Origin of the sequence: Enterobacter sp. JJBC (assembly GCF_036936505.1) — a bacterium.
GTDB classification, from domain to species: Bacteria; Pseudomonadota; Gammaproteobacteria; order Enterobacterales; family Enterobacteriaceae; genus Enterobacter; species Enterobacter hormaechei_C.
This window is the reverse complement of record NZ_CP136936.1, coordinates 23362-44595: the sequence shown is the minus strand read 5'-3', so window position 1 is coordinate 44595 and position 21234 is coordinate 23362. Positions and strand designations below refer to the sequence as shown.

Sequence of the window (21234 nt, the reverse complement as noted above, 5' to 3'; positions counted from 1 at the left end):
CAGGCGTTCAACTCTGGTGACGGAGATAGTATGTATGTATGAATTCAAAAGATCAACAATCACTGAATTGATGTGGATGAGGAAGCGTTGTCCATCAGAAGCGGTGTTCACTTCAGTCTCTTCGGAATCACTTTAAGGCGGTAAAAATTTTTGAATGATGTACCAAAAGACCTCCCCTTCGGAAATTCAGCCGGGGAGGCAGGTGACTCAGGCAGTACGAGCAATGATGCCCTGATTAGCTGCAGGTGGCAGGGCGATGAGTTTGTCACACTCCACGATTACGTACTCCGGGATGAGATCGAACCTGGACGGATCCAGCTGACATATGAACTCATTTTCTATGTGGTACGTTTCGTTAACGAATTTTCGTATTACCGGATGATCCTGATCCAGCTCCAGTAAACGGAATACCTGTAGTTTTTCATAGCCGTTACGGCAGCGACGGTACAGGTTTTTTATTTCTTCCGGACTACTTACGAGTGCATGAAGTCGTGGGTAATCGAAGCTGTCCACATACTCCCCGATATCCTGCCGGGCCTGCTGAACTTTCTCCTGCGCCATTTCGGGGTAGCCCGTGCCCGCAGCGGCAGGCTCGCGATGATCCAGCGGAACTACGCGACGATGGAACAGATTGGACAGGAGCTGATAAGCATCGCCACGTTCGTCAACGATTTCAAAGTAGCGGCGAAGATAGATGAGCTTAATGATCTCCTCACAGTCTGCTGATGCGGTGATGGATTTGCAGATCTGCATGAACGTCATGATATCGCCGTCGTTAACGGGTAATTCCTCTATGACTCCGGCAGACAGACGCAGGCAGGAGGCGGTCACCAGATTACTGAACAGCTTTCTGACTGACTTAAGCGTGTCAATCACTGGCTCTACGTCATGCGTCAGCATGAGTACAGTCCGGTTCTTCAGGCATTCACCGCTGTCCCGCCTGAACAACATTTCGAGAATGGCAAACTTCTTGTTTTTGTCAAAAGAGGAAATGGGATCGTCCAGGATAATCAGTCCCGGATTTTTTGACAGGCATTCATACATGAACAACACAATCGCAAAGGCGTTTCGTTCTCCGTAGCTAAGATGCTGGCTGCCGCCGCTGACATACCCATCAAAATCCATGTGTCGTAGCCTGAGCTTTCTCTGATCGCCCTCACCGGAAATATCAACCCTGTATTTATAGCCGGCATAGGTGAGGAAATTATTGATGTTTGTTTTGTGCTGGGCGATCAGCCGGACCATGCTGTCCCGGTGCCGGTTAATTTTTCCCTGCAGCGGTCCGGCAAGGTTTATCAGGTCCTGAAGGGCCGCGTTCAGTCTGTTGGTGATCCCCTGCGTGAGCTCGCACTGCAGATCTGGAAAGAATTGCAGGTCAATCAGCCTGGCAGTGAGCACCTCCCGAACATTCTGCTGTTCCTGCAGGCTGAAAACATTCAGGCCTCTCAGTGCAGTGAGTTTCTCCGTCAGTGTGTCGGTCTGGCGTTTCAGCGCAATCAGGTACTCGATATGTTCAGCTTCCGGACCGTTTTGAAGCTGCGTGATGGCCAGAAGGCGTTCTCTGGCGTCCTCCGTCAGGTAATTACCAAGGTTTTCAACCAGTCTGATGATGGCGGTCAGGTTTTTAATGGTGGATTTATCGTATTCCTCGCTGACCTGGCGGATTTGCGATTCCTTTTCCCTGATATCGCCGGTACAGAATGGACAGCAGCCATCAGAAAGGGGGGAAAACTCGAGCCCCTTTGTCTGCCAGTCAATCCAATCCACGCGGCGTTCACTGCGGATATAGGGTTGATAGCTCTCTAGAGCAGCTGGAATGTGGTGTATTTTATTTCCGCCTGACAGGCCTTTCATGCCGGTTGAAGAACGTGAAATGCCGGAACTGGTTGATCTGAATGCATTGCTGAGTTCCTGCAGGTGGTCTATCAGCGAGGTTAGCTCGGTATGATCCGTGAAAACCGCCCGGATAGTTTGCGTCATCTCTTCTATTTCACGTTCTCTCTCTGCATAGGCTTCATTGCGAATGAGAATATTAAAGCTGTTACTGATGAGTTCGTCCGGTTGGAACGTAAACTGCCCGACATACTCCTCGTTAAAGCACAAAACCGGCCCAATACCGTCAGCGCCGGTAACTGTAGGTCCTGCATTGCCGGGATTTTCTTCCCGCAGCCGGAAGGGCATCAGCGCCTGCAGCCCCTGCGAATCGTCCATAGCCGCACAGCTTATAGCCCGGGAGAGCGTGCTTTTGCCGGTACCGTTGGGCGCAAATTTGATATTCAGTTTGTTTTCCGTGAGGGTTATACGGGCCCGATCGATGTTATTGCAGTGGAGTACGTCAATTTCCATTTTTCTTTCCTTAACCGTCAATTCTAGGTTTCGTTATATCCTGACGTAAGGTTAGTGGTGATGCTGTGATGTAGACGTATTTTACATGCCGTTTGTAACGTTATTTATGCAATCCCCCCGATTTCTTACATTGATGAACATTGAGAAGATCCTACTTCGGGAGTTTTCGGATCTGACCGGGAAAGGAGATAGACTGTATGTAAGTTCTGTACTGTATGTACGATATGTATTAACTGTATTTTATGTATTATGTATTTTTTACACCAGGCGTACGATGGCACCATTCCCTGATAAACCGGAGCCAGACCATGACCACCCTCTCCCCGGACACCGTCCGCCGCATTGAAGACGCCGCTGCCGCCCTGATCGCCGCCGGCAACCTGAACCCGACCAACGAGCAGGTCCGTCAGCACCTCGGCGGCGGCTCCCTGTCCCACATCTCCCCGGTGATGCGCGCGTTCCGCGCCCGCCGGCACGAGCAGGCCGCTGAGCAGGCCACGCCCCTGCCGCCAGAACTGGCGCAGCTGCTGACCGGCCAGCTGGGGCTGCTGTGGCAGGCGGCCGTGAAGCAGGCTGAAGCCGGGGCCCTGGCGGCGCGCGAGCAGGCCGACGACGACATAGCCCGGGCCGACCAGGAGCGGGACGAGGCGCTGGCGAAGGTGGCCACCCTAGAAAGCGAGCTGGCGGTGCTGCGCGAGGTGGTGGCCGAACGTGACCGCCTGCTGCAGGAGGCGCTGCCGCTGCGTGAGCAGGTGGCGCGCCTGACCGCCACCGGCGAACACCTGGCGGCGCAGCTGCAGGACACGAAGGCGGAGCTGAAGGAAGCCCGGGAGGACGGTCGTGAGCTTCAGGCCGAACTGCTGGCCCTGGCCCGCCAGGACGGGAAGGTGAAGAAATGAGACCGGAAAGACTATTACGTATAAAAGCCTTTCGACGGGCGCTGGAGCTTGCCGCCGGTGAGCGGGCTGACGAGTGCCGTCGTTTTCCTCGCTGGGAAACGGAACACAGGAATTTCCCGCACGGCAGCTGCGACCTGGCCAGCAACACACTGGCGCAGTATTTGATGGATACTGAGGGATGCCATCCCTGCATCATTTTTATGCAGGGGAACGCAGACTTTCATGAAGCGGAAAACTCAACGGTTCACGCGCATGTCATCGTATTGCTGGACGGGGAGTACACCGATCTGACGCTGGACCAGTTCGACGAATATCCGGACTACATTCCTGCCGAACCTGTCGAGTCTGACGGGCAGCTTGGTAAGCTGTTACGCAATATCATGAAGCATGAAGGCCCTGTAAAAACCCGCCAGGTTGATCTCGATGGTGGCGATACGCTGTATGCCTGGTTACGCGATACCGCGGAGGAAGCGCTGGCGGCAGATCCGGATTGGCAGGCCTGGGAACAGTCCATAGAAGAAGCAAGGGAAGCCGCTTTTAAGGCGTTCCCGTTTCTGTCTGACATGCAGAAAACTGAGTGCGAACAGGGCCCGGACAGTCAGGAGGCTGCCAGATGAAGATTTATCATTACACTGACCTGAACGGACTGAAGGGCATCATCGAATCAGGCTCACTGTGGGCGACGCACTTTTCCTTTCTCAATGACAGTAATGAGCTGACTCACGGTATGAACTGCCTTGAGAATGCCCTGCAGTACCTGAGGAACGACTTTAATCCGAAAACCCTTAAGTTCATCGAACAGGCACTAACGCACTTCAGAATGCACCGGGCTGCTCACGTCTTTAACCTGTCGTTCTGTCTCGAACCCGACCTGTTAAGCCAGTGGCGGGGTTATGGCAGCTCTCAGGGCGTGTGCCTGGAATTTGATGATGACGAACTGGCTGCCTCCCTGGAACTCACGCACTACCAGGTGTTTAAAAACCGGGTGATCTACACCAAAGAGAATTCCACGGTTGAAGCCCGGAATGAGATCCTCGCTTTCTTTCGTCAGCCACAGGTTCAGGCAGCAATAAATGCAGATGTAATGCATGAGATAATTCAGGCAACCAGACTGGCACACAGCCTGCCACCTTTTTTCAAGAATGACGGTTTCAAAGAGGAGCAGGAGTTCCGGATGGCCATTTTGCCGGACAGACCTTTTGAGGGTGTTAATTTTCGTGTCAGTGAAAACGGTCTGGTGCCATATCTGATCCTTGAAGCCAAAGACAAGCTGCCACTGAAAAGCATCAGAATTGGTCCCCGCAGTAACAGATCAATGATGATGGACGGGATATCATTCCTGTTGCAGAACAAGGGGTATACCAGTACACGGATTTCGTTTACTGAGACGCCGTTCCGGTAATCTCAACTGAAAAGTACAAACTATTAGGGATAAGTATGCTAGATAAAGTTTCTCAAATAAATTTGGCCAAAATCCTGGCAGATAAGTTTAACGAAGGCGACTGGAAGGAGCTGTTTGCTGTTACAGATTGTGAAGATGTTCCGGAAGGGCTGAATCAATTCTACCGGCATGTTCACTGGAACAACACGGAGTTAAAAGGGGTGGCCATCGCTGCCATAGAAACTACCCTGGCCAGGGACGCTGATAACCTTTCTAAAATCTGGGCGCTGGATAATGTTCAACGCTATATCAGCAATGCCAATAATGATCTATTCAAAGAAATAAAGGACATTGTTAATCAGAATGGACAAAGAAACGTTTCCGCAGCGCCAGTGAAAAATGTGAACGAAAACATTTACCAGGCCTTAGAAGATGCGGAAGTATTGCTTCAGAAAAATGGACCACAGCGGGCATATGATCGTGTGCACACAGCTCTTCATGCTTCATTAAGACAAATGTGCGTAAACCATGGCATTACGACCGATAGTACAAATAATAATGTTCCAGGCCTGCTTTCCCTGATAACTGCACATCTTAAGGCCCTCCCGGATGATGGAAGAAATGAAGATGTGTTTAAAATGTTGAAGTCTGCTGCCGCAATACTTCATGGAATTAATAACCTGCGTAACAATTCCAGCATGGCTCATCCCACAGAAAAATTGCTTAATGAAGCCGATGCGCGTTTTGCCATAAACCTGGTTCGTTCCATTATGACGTATATTGATGAATTGCTTTAATTTTAATAAAAATATAAGGCTCACAGCGAAAAATATAGAGTAACAATGATGTAGTGAAGTACGGCCAGAATGTCGAACACTGGCCGTACTCTTATGGTTTAACAATTGATGATCACCTGTATAAGCGTTTAATGAACTTCTTTACTGACTTAACGCCTGCTGAATTTCCTGGCGCAGTATCGTAAACGCATAAGGATCAAAGCGGTTGGCTGCCAGCCGACTGGGATCAGTGGAAACCTCAAAGGTATCATCGGACTTCATGTCATTGTTATAGGAAAACAGGATGCTACCCGGATTCAATATATGGAAATAGGTAACACCTAACTCAAAAACAGGCTGGGAGGAATAAAGCTCATACTGCTGTGCTTTATTGTTATAGGCAACCATATAAATATTATAATTCTCTTTTTTAAAGAATTCTGCAAGTAATTCAATGGTGTTGCGGGCATTTTGTGATATCCCATTCGCATTTGGCCCCTGGGCGTTGTGTTCCCTTAACTCGGCCAAAGCATATTGAGCGCCGCAGAATATGCTTGCCAAAAATGTCTTGCGTTTCATCATATTGCCTCTGGTTAAATCCCTTCTGGGACTGTAAAGCGTTCCGTCAACAATGATCCAATCATCGTTAACCCATTTTGTAACTTGTTGAGGAGTAACACTCATACTTTTAGCAAAAGCAGATTTATTCCCGTCAAAGAAAAGATCGATATGTTCTGAAAGCTTCATAACTAACCTGTCTGACTGTTTCAACAATAACAGCATAATCAAACTTTGATTATACATCGACAAAAATTGAGTATATCTCTCATTCAGATCCGAAACTGGTATTTTTCGGATCTCTTGAGAGGAGGAGAAGGATTGCTGCTGAATAATCACAAATTCAGGTTAATTATTGCGATTAAGGAATTATTGACTTACTGGAAATAAACAGTGGTAATTATTGCTTTGACTGGAGAAATGAGTCTGACGGCGGATCAGCGACGAAGCGACACCCGTCAACTTTACCCTTAGTGTCCGTCCTGACTTTTAGCATGGTATTCGGTCATTAAAGTCCGCTTTGTGCCAGAAGCGGATGTTTCTAACATTTACATTCACTAATCCATCTAGAACTACATTCGCAGCATAGTTATGCAAACAAGCCGGGATAATCAGGCGCGTTTCGATATACAGACAGGAAAAGATACTGTAAACAGGCTTGAGGCCGCGAAACGAGATGAGGTCCTATCAAGTTGTGCAGGAAAGCATTGTTATGTTAAAAATGGGATGCGTGGTAGCCGCAGGATATTTCGTCATCACTCACCCGCCCCCGGGAGGAGCCTTTTCACCGGAGATAATGTCATTGCAGAAACTTAAGATCGTGCCTCGCCTGCTGCCGGACGTCCGCGCAGGCAGGAAGCTTCATACCATCCGCTGGCGGGAACGGGAAATTGTGCCGGGCCCTATGCTTTACGAAAATGCTCAGGATGCCTCTGACACGGTCATGGTATGTGTCACGCACGTTGAAAAAATGCCACTTTCTGTCGTTGCGGCCAGGCTTAATAAAAGTGCGGAATGGCCGGATGCCGAAATGCTGGAAGGGATGCGTGAGCACTATCCGTCCATAAAGATGGATTCCGAGGTTGTAGTCATCCACCATTTACCGCCTGATGCGTGAGTTCGTGGCCGGGTTGTTATGTCTAATGTAGAATAACATCACTATCGCCATGATTTTGACATCCGCTTTTCGCTCAAAGCGGACCTTCCATTTCCACCTGCCTTTCGTTTAAACCGCTTTCTGCCGTATCTAGTTCGCCCTTACATACGCTTAACCCGTCAAGATCTGTTTTTACTGATTTTGGGTCTGAGCGGCAAAAGAGAGATAAAACTTATGCCTTACATATCCATATGCGAGGCATCTGCATAGGTCAGGCATACGAATACTATCACTATCTGCATATGTAATACCGAAAGCTTACAGCATCTGCGGCATTGAGGTGGCTATGGATGTACTTCAGGCCACGCTCAGGCTTACCGTTATAAGTCCTGATCATCGTAATGAAATTAGTAAGAGAACCGGCTGCACTTTCGAAATAAAATTAAGAGCTACTGAGTGATTTGGCCTACATCGTGACCGTAGCGGCGCTTTGCCTGCGCTTACGGTCACCGTCAGTACAGCCCTGAAGCTTTTGGTGCACTGATTCCGCACGGCATTATTTTGTCGATGTCGGTAGCCCGTCAGATTCAATATTATAAAACTTCAAAAGCGGTTATGCTATTATCTTCAGTATATCTTTGAAGGTGTTGTATGCGCTGTATCAGGGTGCCAGTGTGGGAAATGCTACAAAAAAGCATTCTCGATAGCAAAATTTTTCATATCTCGAAAAAACCGACACTACATGATATTGATTTCACCAAATGTTGATGTGTATTCTTGGAATAATAAAAAGCACCATTAGATAATGGTATTAAAGGTGACGATAAGATAGCATATTTTCGTGCTGAGTTAGTTTTCGCACTTCATGATAATAAGTTCGATGTTAGATGGATATAATTAAATCGCTCAAGAAGACAATTCTTAAACGTCTTCTGTGCATTATCGCAACTTAACCCTCATTGATCTTCTTCGGTGACTCGACCGTCCGTGTGAGTCACCTTTTTTATCTATGCAGCATGAGAAAGGAAAAGGCTATTCCTGCCATTCCCTTTTGAATAGTTTTTTGTTGTCTTTTCTATGAAGTGTTCTGGGCAGCAATGAACTATTTTTTCATTGCACGTAACTGGCGTCGGTATGAGGCCGGGGGAGAGTTAAAATAGCGACTGAACGTGCGTGTGAAAGACTGCTGTGATTCATACCCATATTTGAGCGTGATTTCAAGGATCGAATCATACCCGTTTGCCAGGTCATCGGCGGCGCTGATTAACCGCCGGGTCCGGATGTACGCGCCAAGCGTCATGCCGGTATACAGCGTAAATATACGCTGCAGGTGCCATTTTGAATAACCTGACTTTTCAGCCACGTCATCAATCTTGAGGTTTAGATGAATATTGTCGTTAATCCACTCCAGCAGGGGAGTGATATGATTTTTATAAACCATTATATTCTCCTTTATAGAAGGGTTCTCCAGGATGATGTCAGATTCGGGATGTTTTATTTACCCATTCGGAAGTGGTCACCTGCTATTTCAAGGGAAAAACCGAGTAATACCCTCGCCTCTGTATTTGCCGTGGTGACAGTGAGACCGCTCGGGTATATTTCCTTTAATTTTTCGCAAATCAACTGTCCGCGAGTGAAAAATTCTTCACGGTTTCCTCGATAAACCCCTGCAATAACCAGTCGGTAGTCATGCAACCACAGATAAATTTCTTCTCGAACCAGGGAATGGTTGTCGTGAAGCAGTTTAAACAGGGTGAAAGTAATGTGCAGATTACGCAGTGCCTGCAGTCCGGCAAGATGCGCTTCGGCACTTTTTAACGAGAAAAGTTTTATTACCTTGCCGCCCGTCTTATAAACGAAATCGTCTTCCTTTATATTTCCCACGGAAATAACTTTAAGGTCCCGGGAAAAGGAACGCATGATCCTGTTTTTGATAAACAGGTTATCCGGTGTTTTCATCAGAGAGAAAACTGCCCACAGAATACCGAGACCGGTCAGGAGCGCGAGCCCGGTCGTCACGGAAACATCGGCGGAGAAGGACATTTCATTACCCGGTTGGGTCAGCAGCACGAATGGCAGGCAGAAGCCGAGACCGTAGGGCATCGTCGGTGCCCAGGCAACGGCCATGAGTGCAATGAATAACGGCGCGCCCATCACCATAATCAGCAGCTCGAAGTTTCCGCTACCGGCAGACAGCAGGAACAGCTCAATAAAGGCGGAGGCCGGTATGGCCACCACGGCCCCTATTATCACCTTTCGTACAATCATTTCCGGTACGGGGGCCGGTGCAAAAGCCATGGAAAAGAACGGCGGCAGGATCATCATCATCAGAACTGCAGGCGGCGAACCTGTGCCAATCCAGAGCGCAACACAGCTCAGAAAAACCACCATACTGCGCACGGCCCCGATGCCGGCGACCAGATTGTCCTGGAAAGCGGGCAGTCGCCTGGCCTTAAGCGGCATGTTATCCTGATTTTTTATCGCACTGACGATACGCGTGATACTCAGCAGCATGCTGGTGATCCTGCATAACATCCTGAAAGCCACCACATCCGGGGCGGTTTTCAGATAACCTTTTATCTTGTGGTTACGTAATGCTTTTTGCAGATCGGACAGCAGCGCCTGACGTTTGGCATAGGTTTTTTCCTCTGCCAGTTTGCTCAGAACCTGGCGTGAAAATCCAAGGAGGTGACGCATATTCTCCCCGAACCTCTTTGCATCAGCGTTAATCTGATATCCCAGCGTCTGGGTGACAGAGGATGCGACAATACTGAGGTTACTTATTTCATAACATGCCCGGGCACGGCGCGTGCCGTCAGGACCATCATAGGTGGAGGCCCGGGCATCATGGTTCAGCTGTGATACGGCCGCCAGGAGAGCGCCTGAATTTTTATACCGTAACGTTTTTGAGCTCTCAGCATTCAGCTCGGCGAGGATAAGCCCGGTAAGCCTGCTGAACGTCTGTTCCGCATGTTTCTGCAGCAGATCCCTGAGACGAAAGGGAACGAAAAAAATGCTCACGGCCGCGGCACAGAATGCGCCCACCATTCCTTCGCTGATACGCGCTCGCGCAATTTCGAACACGTGTAGCGAGCTGACTGTTGAAGCGTCCGACATAGCGAGTAGGGCAATCAGCGGAGCAGTCACGCCCGTCAGACCCAGAAAGTAGTTGTAATTGACGTGCTGTACTTTTGCAGAAAGAAATGAAGTTCCTCCCACCCAGGCCGTCAGTAACGCAATCGCTACAAACGGTATTTCAGAGAAGGCACCAATTGTCAGTACCGCGTAGAGCCCGCCCAGCCAGGAACCTGCTACAAGATATAAAGCCTTTTCAGTCACCAGCCCGCTTTCTGGCCTGGCCTGTAGCAGCATTGATGCCACGACAGCCCAGTACGGCCGGTCCAGCTCAAGGTGCATGGAGATGAACAGCGCGGCCGCCATCGAAATCACCCCCTTTACCGCGAAGATCACCGTGTTCCTGTTGGGCGTGAGGAAGTGGCTGATAACAGGAGAAAGTATCATCTCGTCACCCTTTTTTGTCGATTTCAACGGATGCCGTCATGCCCGCGCTGAGCCGGATATTCGCCGGAACGTTCGTCAGCTGAATGTCCACGGGTATACGCTGTGCCAGCCTCACCCAGTTAAAGGTCTGCTGGGTGGATGGCAGCAGTTGGCTGTCAGTTGCCGTATTGTTATTCGCAATCGCGCTGGCAATACTCATGACCCTGCCGGTCAGTGGCGCACCGCCGCTCATCAGCTGTATGTGTGCTGTGTCGCCGGGTGCGATGAGGGGCAATTTTGTTTCTTCAAAGTACCCGGTTACGTACATGGAGTTCTTTTTGACCAGCGAGAGAACGGCTTTACCCTGCACCGCGTAATTACCGGACCGTAAACTGAGATTCATGACCGTGCCGTCTGCCGGGGCGAGGATCTCTGTCCGTCTGAGATCGATAAGGGTTTTCTCATAAGTACTTTTCGCCAGCTCATAATCTGCTCGGGCAAGATTGCTGTTGGTTTTATAGGTGCTTAAATCATCTTTGCTGATAACTGCACTCTGGCCGAGGCGCAATCTTCTGGCGTACTGTTCTTTCGCGTGCTCAAGGGCGTACTGCGCTTTATCCATCTTAGCCTTTGCTTCTTCTGCAGCGTTACGAAAACGAGTGGCATCAATGGTGAACAGCACCTGACCTTTTTTCACTTCCTGATTATCCTGGAAATTCACCTCATTCACCCATCCGGCAACATCGGGTGCCACGGTGATGACCTCAGCCCTGATCCTGCCGTCTCGGGTCCAGGGAGAATACAGGTAATGCTTCCAGACCCATTCCCCGCCAAGTGCAGCTGCTGCAACAAACAAAACGGTGATCGAAACCCTGACGACTGTACGAACCATTTATTTCAGACTCCAGTTAGAAAAAGTGCGGCGGTGAGAATGAGAATAAAAAGGGAGAGATCGAACCAGGCTCCCGCCCAGATGAGCCGGCGCAATCCCAGTGCAGCGAGGAGTCTGCGTGTTGCGAGCGTGCCCGCAATGGCCAGCACGGAATAGAACGCAATCGGGCTGAATAACAACCCGGCAAAGGCATATTCATGCAGCATGGCACCCTGAAAAATATTCAACATAGCCAGTAAAGTCCCATAAAAAGGAGCAATATTTACCTTCTTCGATACAACTTTCCACAATGTGGTAGAGCTATAGAAATCACTTGATGCCTATACCGCCATGCGGTACACTATATCGAAATATGGTTGATGTGGGTGTATCCTAGCGTTCAGCCTGATGTTTTTCAACCCTTCTTCAGGCAGGGTTTTATTTACTGTCTCAAATGATTTGAGAACGGAAAACGGGGAATAAAATGAATACAGTCGATGAACAGGAAAAAACCGGGGGAGTGCAGGTTATCTCCCGTGCCGCAAGCATCCTTAATCTTCTCGGCGAACATCCTGCAGGAATGAGCCTGGGGAAAATAGCGAAGGAATCAGGACTTCCTCGCTCGACGGTACAGAGGATTGTCGGCGCGCTGGCCGAAGCGGAGCTGACACGGACGTCGGCCAAAGCCGGCGTAGCTCTTGGTCCCGCCTTTCTTCGGCTGGTCAGTAATACCCATACCGATCTTATTAACACCTTTAGGCCGCGCCTCGAAGCACTTTCAGAAATGACTGGAGAAACAGTGGTGCTGAGCAGGCCCACCGGTAAGCATCTCACAGTGATACATTGCGCCGTAGCTGATGGCGAACTGCAGGTTGTTCCGCGTCTTGGTTTTGCGCGACCACTCTACAGCACCGCTGCTGGCCGGGTATTGCTTTCACTGAAAACCAATGCGGAGGTCATGGCACTGTTTAAGGATGATTTCAGCCCGGCGCCGGATTTCTCGATCCAGACAACCCGCGATTTAACTGCAGTGCTGGATGACATCCGGCGCGCAGGGATTTCGTATGATTTTGGTGAAATGATAGAGGGGGTTAATACGCTGGCCATCGGACTGGAAACGGGTATTGGTCAGTTTTCCGTGTCGATGCCTATGCCTCAGGGGCGGTATGAAAAAAAACATGATCTCTGCCTCGAAAAACTTGCTGAATTCAGAAAAAAGTTATTGAAAGAAACCGGCCCTGCATAATTGTTTGAACAGGATAAAGCCCCTTAAACAGGCGTAAACACAGTAGTTATGCAAAATTTTTTAAATCATGATTCATGGTTAGCACAATTTTGTAGCGTACATCACTATAGTCTAATCTTTCTAAAACTTTGCTTGCCTGCTCCAACGGGATCTGTTCACAGACAGGAAGAACACCGAACATATGGCTGAAACGCAATACTCGTTCAATTTCAAGCGGAGTAATGACTGGAGAACACATCCGCAACTGCTCCGAACCTGAAAGCTTCTCATCTTCGATGACTGCAGGCATCTCATTGGCTCGTACAACCATGGCTTTCCCTCCCGGCAACAAAGCAGGAAGCAACGAGTTAAGCTTGTCAAAATTCGGTGAGCACGAAAGGATAAAGTTAGCCCCACCTATCATTGTCAACAGTTCTGGTACATTATTCTGCCGGCTATCGATGTAGTAATGAGCCCCAAGTTCGAATGCTGAATCCTGTTTTTCCGAGCCTTGAGCAATAACGATGACTTCGTATCCCATTTTCCGGGCATATTGAACAGCCAGGTGACCTGACTCACCCATACCGATAATCGCAACTCTGTCGCCAGCTTTGGTCCCGCTGTCGCGTAACGCATTGAACATTGCGGTTCCGGTATAAATAATTGGAGCGGCCTGAATTGAGCTTAATTCAAACGGTATATCAATTAATGCTGTATAGCCTATAGTAATATATTCTGCGTACCCTCCGTCAAAGTCCAGTCCTGGAGACTTTCTTTTTTCACAAAACTGGTAAAACCCCCTACGACAGAATGTGCAATGCTGGCAATAACTGCCATTAGGGCTTATACCAACTCGTTGACCGATGCTCCATATGTCAGGAACGTTTTCTCCCTTAGCTACAATGCGTCCCACAATTTCATGTCCAGGAACGAGTTGATCATGTCCATAATTATGCTGAGTGTTATTTAAAATGAAATCGCAGCTGCATACCCCGCAGACATCAATTTCAATCAATACTTCTTCCTGTCTTGGCTCGTTTAATTTTTTATAAACGAGTTCTAGAACACCAGAAGCAGAAATCTGCATAGCACGATAGGTTCTTTTCATGCAAAACACCCCTCAGAAAATATGTTAAACAAGGCTTTAACTGCTTGGTATTACATACCGATATTAGCTATCAGGTATGGCGAAGAAAGTATAAATTTAGCTTACGGTTCTATTTAATGTTCCTGTTCCAAGGCATTGATGCTAGCAACTTAGCCAGTTCGCACCATCCGGAAATTCCAGAAAACAGTAACCAGCCTCCTACAAAAGCAGAAACGAAATAAAATTCAGATGCTAACAAAGCTCCTGCAAGAGTACAAATCAATATGAACGCCCCGGCGGTAATATGGACTTGTCTCATTAAGGGAAGAGGTTGATTGCGATCGTAAATAACAGGAAGGCCTGAGGATTCCCAGTTGTTCATCCCTCCAAACAAAAGTAATGTTTCGATGGATTCGAATGTTGTCAACAGCTTCTCTTTATTATTTACTGTGCACATGCCGTCCTGGCAGTGAAAGATAATTGTATGGATCCCTGTTAATGTACGTTCGGTAAGACATCCAGGTTTTATTTTATCCACAGGTACAGATATTGAGCCTGGGATATGCCCTCGTCGCCATTCATCATGCTCTCTGATGTCGATTAGTAGAATGCCTGGATCAGAAATAGGATAAACATCTAGCGGTAAAATGAAAGATACGTCCATGACTGTACTCCTTATATAATCAGTTTAGTGGCATATATCATTTTTATTTATTTTTTCCGGCCAATAAATTGTACTATGTTGGCTAAGCCTGTATGAGCCGTACCCTCTATTACCATTGTTTCTTTATAACAGGATAGTAGAATGTCACACTCTGCAAACTCCTCTTCGATTGCGGAAAGATCATAAAGCATGTCAACATTATCAGGCCCCCCGGTACCTCGGCCAAGTTGGGATTTACTGTAACCAATAAGTATAATCAATGCTCCAGGTGCCAGAGCATTCATCAGTCGTTTATGTAAATTTTTCCTGACACGCTCAGGTAAATGTGCAAAAATGGATATAACAGCCCTGTATTGGCCCACCTCCGGTTCGAAATATTCAAGGTCAATTGCTAGCGTTCGAATGTTCACATTCCTCAGGCTGGCTAATTTCTGAGCCTTCGCTAACCCTGTTTCTGACGAATCAACAGCTAATACATCAAAGCCCTGTTCAGCAAGATAAACGGCATTTCTCCCTTCTCCTTCAGCCAGGCTTAGTACTGGGCTTTTTAAAATCTTAATATTTTCCTTAAGAAAATCATTTGGTTGCATTCCATAAACGTATTCTTCCCGATTGTATAAATCATCCCACATAGAGACTCCTGATAGAACCTGATTGAAAGCATATTAACACGCGCTCTGAAAATATTATTCTTTAGCTGACTGGCTACTAACCAAGGGTTGAGTGATCGCTCACCCGATTGAAACTTTTGAAGAATATGATTCAAAATATTTCTATGACACTCGCGTAAAACCCACATTTGTAGTAAGCGTTTCAATGGTTGAATAGTTAACCTTTTAATTTTCTATCTCTCGACTGGACATTATACAGCTTTCTTATGCCTGCGCATTAACACGCTATTAATTTCAACCATTTAAACTGGCCGATATTTTAAATAGAACGCGTAATCACAAAATCGTATTGTGTAGGGCGATAATTTATTCAACTAATATGAATCCACCTCTTTAACAAAAGGTATAACATGACGGATATCAGACCTGTCAGGATTAAGACTGCATCACTGGGAGTAAAAGATATTGTGTTTTTTGTTGTAGCCGCTGCTGCTCCACTTGGAGCTACTGTAGGGGCGACACCGGTTGTATTTGCCACCGGAGGAAGTAATACCCCCATACTGTATCTTTTTGCCGCCCTTATTCTCTGGCTGTTTGCTGTAGGACTGGCAACCATGAATCGTCACGTTATAACCTCAGGCGGCTTCACCGATATAGTAGGCACGGGTTTCGGCAAAATGGCAGGACATGTAGCCGCAGGAATCGCATTGCTTGCCTATATAAGTATGCTGACCGGTCTCTATGGACAGTTTGCCGCACTAACTTCTGGAACAATAAAAGAATTCACGAGCGTTGATATTCCATGGCAGGTTTGCCTTGTGACTGCATTAGTCAGCATAGGATATTGTGGTTACAGAGACATTGATTTTTCCGCAAAAGTTTTGGGGATTTTAATGATTCTCGAAATTGCTATTTTGCTCGTATTCGACATAGCCGTCATGATCAGAAATGGAATTGAGAGTCTAACCGTAACTGGCGTACTGGATTCCAATATTACAGGAGCTGATACTGCGGTCGCGCTGATGTTTGCTCTTGCCTGTTTCGTTGGATTTGAATCGACTACCATTTATTCAGAAGAAGCAAAAAACCCTCACAAAACCATCCCGAGGGCAACATATATTGCTGTTTTCATTATTGGTTTCTTCTTTGTGCTAACATCCCTTTGCCTCAGGTCGGCTTACGGCAGTGATGAGGTAAGAAATCTTGCACAGACAAATATGATTTCTTTCGTTTTTTCTGCTAATACACAATATGTAGGAGCGTTTTCTACAAGTATAATGAGAATTCTTGTGATAACCAGCGTGTTTGCAGTCTTACTGTCGTTTCATAACGCACTGTGTCGATATATTTTATCACTCTCAAGAAAAAACTATCTTCCGAAAACCTTTTCTTCAGTTCATAAAAAATTCCACAGCCCGTATATCTCCAGCCTGGTACTGTCCCTTTCCCTGTTCCTGCTACTCACGGGTTTTATGTTTTTACGGGCTGATCCGGTCAGTGAGTTATATATGTGGATGGTAGGAACGGGAACGCTGGCAATTATCATCCTACAAGCACTAGGTGCATTCGCCATTTCAACATATTTTTATAAAAGCAGACATAATGAAATTCTAAAAGGGGTAGCCAGTCCTTTGATAGGAGGTGCAGCATTGTTATGTATTTCAGTCTTCGCCATTTTAAATTTCAATCTGCTATCCGGAACAGATAAAGGTGTTTCAACTTACCTTCCATGGCTTGTTCTGCTGGCCGCTGCTGCCGGTGCTATAAATGGATTTATAAGCGAGAAGCGAGCAAGGCTTATTCTTATGACAGACCCTGAATAAAATTCTATTTTATTCTTCGACCTCTACATTTGCCCTGCCACCATTTTTGCTATTTTCCCGGCAGACTGAACCGTCTGCCTGAAGGCATGCACTTCAGCAGAGCGCGAGTCCCTCAGACTAGCAAGAGCAAGTATACTGAAGGGCGCATCACTCAGGGGCACAAAAGTGACTCCCGGCTGATTGTAAAGCCTGGATGCAGATAGAGGATATGTGTCAAAAAATCCATTATATGCCACCGCAGCCAGGCTTTCATTTATGGAATATACCTCTGCTCCGATACGCGGAACTGACGACTCATCCTCTCTCAGGCTCCAGTAAGGCATCCACTCAAGAGGAGCGCCATTGCCAGCAATTGCAAAAGGCTGTTCCAATAGTTCGGCGCAACTCAGCTGAGATGCTTTGGCTAAAGTATGCTCTGATGGTACTGCAGCGACTCTGGGCTCTTCGTATATATAGTCATAACATAGACGTGGATCGCTCGCGGGAAGCCGGATAATTGCCACATCAACTTTATCACTAAGCAGGGACTGTACCTGATTTGTCAGGGTCAGCTCAGTAAAGGCAATATTGATTTCCGGATTTGCTTTCTTGAAAAGGGAAATAAGGGGATAGATTTTTTCATGAGCGCCATCATTAAAGAAGCCAAGGCGTAATGTTCTCATCCGTCTTTTGGAAAGAATCTTACATTCTTCAGTTACTTCAGCGATCATATCCAGCCATCCGGAGGCCTGAGAAATGAATTTTTCCCCGGCTGGAGTGAGACACACACGATTGCTGCTTCTGGAAAATACTTTGAAACCCAACTCATTTTCAAGTTTTGCAATCTGGACGCTGAGACCAGACTGGGCGATGTTTTCCACCTCTGCGGTTTTACCAAAGTGTAATAATTCTGACAATGTAACGGCCATACGCAACTGCCTCGTATCCATCGATCTCTCCTGAAGGTTTATCTGGGGTTACGTAAGTGATTTTTTAGGCTGGCTCCACGGAGCTCTGCCTGGAGTATATTTCTATTAAAACACGGTTCCGTAGAAGTTGCTGCAGGGAAGTCCATTTGACCAGGTATACTGGATGCCAGATAAGGCATTTAAAGAACCCCGGAATGCACCGGGGCCTGTTTAATTACTTCCTCTGTTCGATTGTTACTGGACCAATTAAGCCAGATGGACGTAGTTCTGCATCAGCCCGATAGGTAGGCATAGTTGTGTAAGTAATTTTATTCACGACGTCTGGCTGCGCATCGCCGATGAGACGGTTAACCCACAGGTTAGCGACTTTGATCACCAGGTGGTTTTCTCCTTTCTTAAGGGCACCGGTAATATCTGTACGGAATGGTGAATGCCAGAGAGTACCCATATCTTTTCCATTGAGGGTGACCTGAGCAAGATCGCCCACCTGGCCAAGGTTCAGTACATAACGACTATGATCATTATCTAAGGCATCAATTACGAACGACTTCCTGTAGGTCGCAACACCGGAGAAGTATTTGATGCTGGCATCCGCGGATTCACTGAGTGAACGCAGAGTTTCGAGCTGAATCTTATCCGGTGCCCCACGATCTTTCTGGAATTCGACATCCCAATGGCCATTAATATCGGTATGTTTTTTCGTCACAGCAGCTTTCACCGTCGTTTCAGATTTCCCGGAATTTTTCCGGAACATAACGAAATAACTTTCACCAGGTTCCATATGCAGAGGAATCACTGTCTGGTCGTCATCATGTCTGTAGGATACGGGTTCAACTGCAGCTGTTTCGGGATGCCACAATTCAGGCTGTTTCCCCTTACTGCGAAAACGAGCTTCGATATCGGCTGACCTGGCGTTTTGGTTCACAAGGTAATAAATATCGCCATCTTCTACACGGCGATGCACAAAACCAACGTTACTGCCATCACTTGATGTGAAGGTAAAATCAGGTGTGATGTCCATCATACCTAAAGCACCGTCGATATCTGATGATGTGACTACCATTCCTTTGCCGTGAATGGTTTTTTCCTTCCCGCTCCAGAGCGTACTTGCCAGCTTTTCAAATTCTTCTTTGCTGTCCGACAGTGATGGTGAGCCGAGCGGCTTAAGGCCAATTACGGTAGCACCATTGTGGACTAAATCTGCCAGTTTACGTAGCACTCCCAACGTCATGTATTTGGTATTAGCGCCCAGATAGAGTACACGGTACTCAGTTCCTGCTGGGGAGATAAGAAGGCCATTTTTGACCTCAAGTTTATTGCGTACAGAATCTGCACTGATAAAGTCATACCCATAATGTACCGGTACATCCTTCATGTAACCATTCAGAGCCTGGCTGACGGCGCCGGCTTCCTCTCCATAAAAGTAGGCGACATCAGACTGAGGTTTGCCTTTCTGAAGAAGCGTGGCCGTGCGCGCAAGGTAATCTATCCAAGGCCCCGCCATTTCAGCCCATGTTTCGTTACGATTGAAATACTGTCCAAATATGGAAAGCGATACGCCAGGCAGTTTATCGTCAACCGGAACATGAGGTGATGTGTGTATAACCGGACGGTTCATTCCCTGAAGGAAAGCGGCATCAGCAGTATGCTTCAAATCTGCGGGTGCATAAGCCCAGGGCTCAAGCATGGAAGTAAACGTTTCTGAAGCAACGAATTTTTTTCCATAGAAATGAGCTACAGATGAAGCGCCCTTAATATCAGCCCTGGCGCTTGGTGTCGCTTCTTTTCCTGAGGGGACAGACCAGATAGCAGCCATAGGAATGTCCGCATACCGACGCATGTCGAGATCGTCTCCCAGAACCGGTCGTCCAAACTCCAGAGACTCACCATAAGTTGTCAGCTTATTTTCATGTGCGATTCGGGCAATCGTTTCATAGTGCTGCGTTTCGATCAAATCAGAAAGTGTTTTACGGAAGTCATAGAGGAAAGCATCGCTTTTCTCGCGGGATTCGACAATGATGCCCGCTAAAGTCGGAAGCCAGGGGGTGGGATCGTAGCCCCGCAAGGCCATGAATTGTTCAATAAATGCTGGAGTCCAGTTAGATGTTCCGACCTCAATACTATCGTTCACCAACGAGGTCAGACCGGAGGTTACTAAGTTTTCAGAGCCAACGGCTCCCTTATACATTTCGATGTAATTTCTAAGATATCGCTCAACGGCTTTCCCGTCATATTTATCTACTTCAAAGCCTGTGGCTTCGGCAGGTGCAGGATGGTTTGTAGTGCCAGTCAGTGAATAACCCATGCGCAGTATATGCCATTGACCGACTGAAGGAGGGCTCCACTTCAGACTACCATCTGGTTTCAACTGTGAAGTCAGATTGATGATTTGATTACCATTTTTGACGGCCTTTACATCATCCAGGTATTTATCCAGGCTGTAGTAATCGCCAGCTATTGCAAAGCCAGCTTTTTCCTGAAAACGATTAACCTTAGGTACAGCAGAGAAATCCAGCTGTGTGATATGAGGTATATTTTCTTCTTGCCCCATCATGCCGGATAGTCCTGTGATAGCAACATCTTTAGGTTCGGCCAGGAAGGTACGGGCAGCAGGAGAAGCTTTAATAACAATGCGGAAAAAGCGAGCAGTGGAAGGTGAAAAGCTCATTGTTACAGGAATATTTCCTAACTGTGCTTCTCCGATACTTCGCCATGAAGTACCGTCCTCACTGGACTCAAGAGTTGCAAAGTAATTCGCTCCGTCCTCTTCAAGAAGATGTTCGATATGAAATGTCAGGCTCTGGAAGGTTTTTGGCTCATGGTAATCAAGAGTCACTGCACTTTGGCCACTATGGACATCTTTAAATGGATAACCGGTCGCCTCCTTCTTGATAACTTTTCCGTTGATCAATACATCCGGTTGCGCAGGGGCTTCAGTGTCGCTCACTTTATAGGCATAAACAGCAATATCTTTATAAAGAGTAGGAAGATCTGGCGGTGCTTCACCTGTAAGCGCACTCAGCCCTGCCTCAACCCCCATGTCCTGATAAACGCCATTATTCATTGGGGGAAGAGGAAGCTTTCCATCAAAGGACTTTCCGGGCTGCAGTTTAGCCTCACTCCAGACAACTTTTTTCATTGCATCTTCTGCGGGTACCCACGGTCCACCGGTCTCACTCCAGCCGGCTGAAGACGCTACAGCCAGCTCCAGGTTCAACTGTTTCGCTTTATGAGCAGCAAATCTGAAGGCATCTTTCCATTCCGGGGTCATATAGACAAGGCGTTTATCTACGATCTGAGGTGTACTGATATTAATATCAAACGAATGGGCGCCTCCTATCCCAACACGTTTCATCCATTCCAGATCTTTACCAAGCCCGTCTTTTGTAATGTTTCCATTCATCCAGTGCCACCAGACACGTGGTCGCGCATCATCTGAAGGGGAGCTAAATGATTGCCAGAGAGGATCTTCAGTTTTTGCCATGCTT

The 21234-nt window shown here is 47.3% G+C and carries 18 protein-coding genes and 2 pseudogenes; 8 read left to right on the top strand and 12 right to left on the bottom strand.

The features are described 5' to 3' along the window. Positions 1–207: 207 nt before the first annotated feature. Positions 208–2346: an AAA family ATPase gene (locus tag RY075_RS23490; RefSeq protein WP_338628805.1), complete on the bottom strand. Its 2139-nt coding sequence runs from the start codon at positions 2344–2346 to the stop codon at positions 208–210. Positions 2347–2654: 308 nt separating this feature from the next. Here RY075_RS23490 and RY075_RS23485 point away from each other — a divergent pair, with 308 nt between their 5' ends. The 5 genes and pseudogenes from RY075_RS23485 (at position 2655) to RY075_RS23465 (ending at position 5423) form a co-directional block, all read left to right on the top strand. Beyond that, a complete protein-coding gene (locus RY075_RS23485; protein WP_338628804.1) occupies positions 2655–3245 on the top strand; it encodes a DNA-binding protein in 591 nt (196 codons plus the stop codon). Beyond that, on the top strand, positions 3242–3862 hold the full coding sequence (locus RY075_RS23480) for a hypothetical protein (protein WP_338628802.1): 621 nt from the start codon (positions 3242–3244) through the stop codon (positions 3860–3862). Before RY075_RS23485 ends, RY075_RS23480 begins: the two co-directional genes overlap by 4 nt. Then, a pseudogene (locus tag RY075_RS23475) lies at positions 3859–4050 on the top strand (hypothetical protein); the annotation flags it as partial. The gene RY075_RS23480 and the pseudogene RY075_RS23475, both read left to right, overlap by 4 nt. Before the next feature lie 15 nt (positions 4051–4065). After that, entirely contained in the window at positions 4066–4647 is a 582-nt protein-coding gene (locus RY075_RS23470; protein ID WP_338628806.1) for a DUF2971 domain-containing protein, read from the top strand. A 35-nt stretch (positions 4648–4682) separates the two neighbouring features. Continuing rightward, positions 4683–5423, top strand: a complete 741-nt coding sequence (locus RY075_RS23465) for an abortive infection family protein (protein ID WP_087802581.1) — start codon at positions 4683–4685, stop codon at positions 5421–5423. Positions 5424–5564: 141 nt separating this feature from the next. Here RY075_RS23465 and RY075_RS23460 read toward each other — a convergent pair whose 3' ends face one another. Continuing rightward, positions 5565–6149 carry a hypothetical protein gene (locus RY075_RS23460; RefSeq protein ID WP_338628800.1) on the bottom strand — a complete coding sequence of 195 codons (585 nt, stop codon included), beginning with the start codon at positions 6147–6149 and terminating at the stop codon, positions 5565–5567. Between the two features lie 523 nt (positions 6150–6672). Between RY075_RS23460 and RY075_RS23455 the strand changes: the two genes are divergently transcribed. Further along, positions 6673–7077, top strand: coding sequence for an ASCH domain-containing protein (locus RY075_RS23455; RefSeq protein ID WP_230031884.1), 405 nt, complete (start codon positions 6673–6675; stop codon positions 7075–7077). Between the two features lie 178 nt (positions 7078–7255). On the opposite strand, the pseudogene RY075_RS23450 reads toward RY075_RS23455, so the two are convergent. The 5 genes and pseudogenes from RY075_RS23450 to RY075_RS23430 form a co-directional block, all read right to left on the bottom strand. Then, a pseudogene (locus RY075_RS23450) lies at positions 7256–7365 on the bottom strand (hypothetical protein); the annotation flags it as partial. Between the two features lie 793 nt (positions 7366–8158). Next, positions 8159–8497 carry a helix-turn-helix domain-containing protein gene (locus tag RY075_RS23445; RefSeq protein WP_338628798.1) on the bottom strand — a complete coding sequence of 113 codons (339 nt, stop codon included), beginning with the start codon at positions 8495–8497 and terminating at the stop codon, positions 8159–8161. A 53-nt stretch (positions 8498–8550) separates the two neighbouring features. Next, a complete protein-coding gene (locus tag RY075_RS23440; protein WP_338628796.1) occupies positions 8551–10578 on the bottom strand; it encodes an FUSC family protein in 2028 nt (675 codons plus the stop codon). A 4-nt stretch (positions 10579–10582) separates the two neighbouring features. Continuing rightward, positions 10583–11449 carry an HlyD family secretion protein gene (locus RY075_RS23435; RefSeq protein WP_338628794.1) on the bottom strand — a complete coding sequence of 289 codons (867 nt, stop codon included), beginning with the start codon at positions 11447–11449 and terminating at the stop codon, positions 10583–10585. Between the two features lie 5 nt (positions 11450–11454). After that, on the bottom strand, positions 11455–11679 hold the full coding sequence (locus RY075_RS23430) for a DUF1656 domain-containing protein (RefSeq protein WP_338628792.1): 225 nt from the start codon (positions 11677–11679) through the stop codon (positions 11455–11457). Between the two features lie 233 nt (positions 11680–11912). On the opposite strand from RY075_RS23430, the gene RY075_RS23425 reads away from it, so the two are divergent. Next, complete coding sequence (locus RY075_RS23425; protein ID WP_338628791.1) at positions 11913–12674, top strand: IclR family transcriptional regulator; 762 nt, start codon at positions 11913–11915, stop codon at positions 12672–12674. Between the two features lie 46 nt (positions 12675–12720). Here RY075_RS23425 and RY075_RS23420 read toward each other — a convergent pair whose 3' ends face one another. The 3 genes from RY075_RS23420 to RY075_RS23410 all read right to left on the bottom strand — a co-directional run bounded on the left by RY075_RS23420 (position 12721) and on the right by RY075_RS23410 (position 15036). Next, complete coding sequence (locus RY075_RS23420) at positions 12721–13761, bottom strand: alcohol dehydrogenase catalytic domain-containing protein (RefSeq protein ID WP_338628790.1); 1041 nt, start codon at positions 13759–13761, stop codon at positions 12721–12723. A gap of 109 nt (positions 13762–13870) precedes the next feature. Continuing rightward, a complete protein-coding gene (locus RY075_RS23415) occupies positions 13871–14404 on the bottom strand; it encodes a rhodanese family protein (protein WP_338628788.1) in 534 nt (177 codons plus the stop codon). Between the two features lie 47 nt (positions 14405–14451). Next, positions 14452–15036: a class I SAM-dependent methyltransferase gene (locus RY075_RS23410; protein WP_338628787.1), complete on the bottom strand. Its 585-nt coding sequence runs from the start codon at positions 15034–15036 to the stop codon at positions 14452–14454. 389 nt (positions 15037–15425) lie between these two features. Here RY075_RS23410 and RY075_RS23405 point away from each other — a divergent pair, with 389 nt between their 5' ends. Continuing rightward, entirely contained in the window at positions 15426–16838 is a 1413-nt protein-coding gene (locus RY075_RS23405) for an APC family permease (RefSeq protein WP_338628786.1), read from the top strand. Positions 16839–16861: 23 nt separating this feature from the next. On the opposite strand, the gene RY075_RS23400 is transcribed toward RY075_RS23405, so the two are convergent. Beyond that, on the bottom strand, positions 16862–17767 hold the full coding sequence (locus RY075_RS23400) for a LysR family transcriptional regulator (RefSeq protein ID WP_338628785.1): 906 nt from the start codon (positions 17765–17767) through the stop codon (positions 16862–16864). A gap of 193 nt (positions 17768–17960) precedes the next feature. After that, positions 17961–21230: a glycosyl hydrolase gene (locus RY075_RS23395; RefSeq protein ID WP_338628784.1), complete on the bottom strand. Its 3270-nt coding sequence runs from the start codon at positions 21228–21230 to the stop codon at positions 17961–17963. Positions 21231–21234: the final 4 nt, after the last annotated feature.

Coding starts and splice junctions, on each gene's coding strand:
- RY075_RS23490 (WP_338628805.1), bottom strand. CDS start 2,346: ATGGAAATTGACGTACTCCACTGCAATAACATCGATCGGGCCCGTATA.
- RY075_RS23420 (WP_338628790.1), bottom strand. CDS start 13,761: ATGAAAAGAACCTATCGTGCTATGCAGATTTCTGCTTCTGGTGTTCTA.
- RY075_RS23460 (WP_338628800.1), bottom strand. CDS start 6,149: ATGAAGCTTTCAGAACATATCGATCTTTTCTTTGACGGGAATAAATCT.
- RY075_RS23415 (WP_338628788.1), bottom strand. CDS start 14,404: ATGGACGTATCTTTCATTTTACCGCTAGATGTTTATCCTATTTCTGAT.
- RY075_RS23400 (WP_338628785.1), bottom strand. CDS start 17,767: ATGGATACGAGGCAGTTGCGTATGGCCGTTACATTGTCAGAATTATTA.
- RY075_RS23440 (WP_338628796.1), bottom strand. CDS start 10,578: ATGATACTTTCTCCTGTTATCAGCCACTTCCTCACGCCCAACAGGAAC.
- RY075_RS23395 (WP_338628784.1), bottom strand. CDS start 21,230: ATGGCAAAAACTGAAGATCCTCTCTGGCAATCATTTAGCTCCCCTTCA.
- RY075_RS23465 (WP_087802581.1), top strand. CDS start 4,683: ATGCTAGATAAAGTTTCTCAAATAAATTTGGCCAAAATCCTGGCAGAT.
- RY075_RS23485 (WP_338628804.1), top strand. CDS start 2,655: ATGACCACCCTCTCCCCGGACACCGTCCGCCGCATTGAAGACGCCGCT.
- RY075_RS23480 (WP_338628802.1), top strand. CDS start 3,242: ATGAGACCGGAAAGACTATTACGTATAAAAGCCTTTCGACGGGCGCTG.
- RY075_RS23445 (WP_338628798.1), bottom strand. CDS start 8,497: ATGGTTTATAAAAATCATATCACTCCCCTGCTGGAGTGGATTAACGAC.
- RY075_RS23425 (WP_338628791.1), top strand. CDS start 11,913: ATGAATACAGTCGATGAACAGGAAAAAACCGGGGGAGTGCAGGTTATC.
- RY075_RS23405 (WP_338628786.1), top strand. CDS start 15,426: ATGACGGATATCAGACCTGTCAGGATTAAGACTGCATCACTGGGAGTA.
- RY075_RS23470 (WP_338628806.1), top strand. CDS start 4,066: ATGCACCGGGCTGCTCACGTCTTTAACCTGTCGTTCTGTCTCGAACCC.
- RY075_RS23430 (WP_338628792.1), bottom strand. CDS start 11,679: ATGTTGAATATTTTTCAGGGTGCCATGCTGCATGAATATGCCTTTGCC.
- RY075_RS23455 (WP_230031884.1), top strand. CDS start 6,673: ATGTTAAAAATGGGATGCGTGGTAGCCGCAGGATATTTCGTCATCACT.
- RY075_RS23410 (WP_338628787.1), bottom strand. CDS start 15,036: ATGTGGGATGATTTATACAATCGGGAAGAATACGTTTATGGAATGCAA.
- RY075_RS23435 (WP_338628794.1), bottom strand. CDS start 11,449: ATGGTTCGTACAGTCGTCAGGGTTTCGATCACCGTTTTGTTTGTTGCA.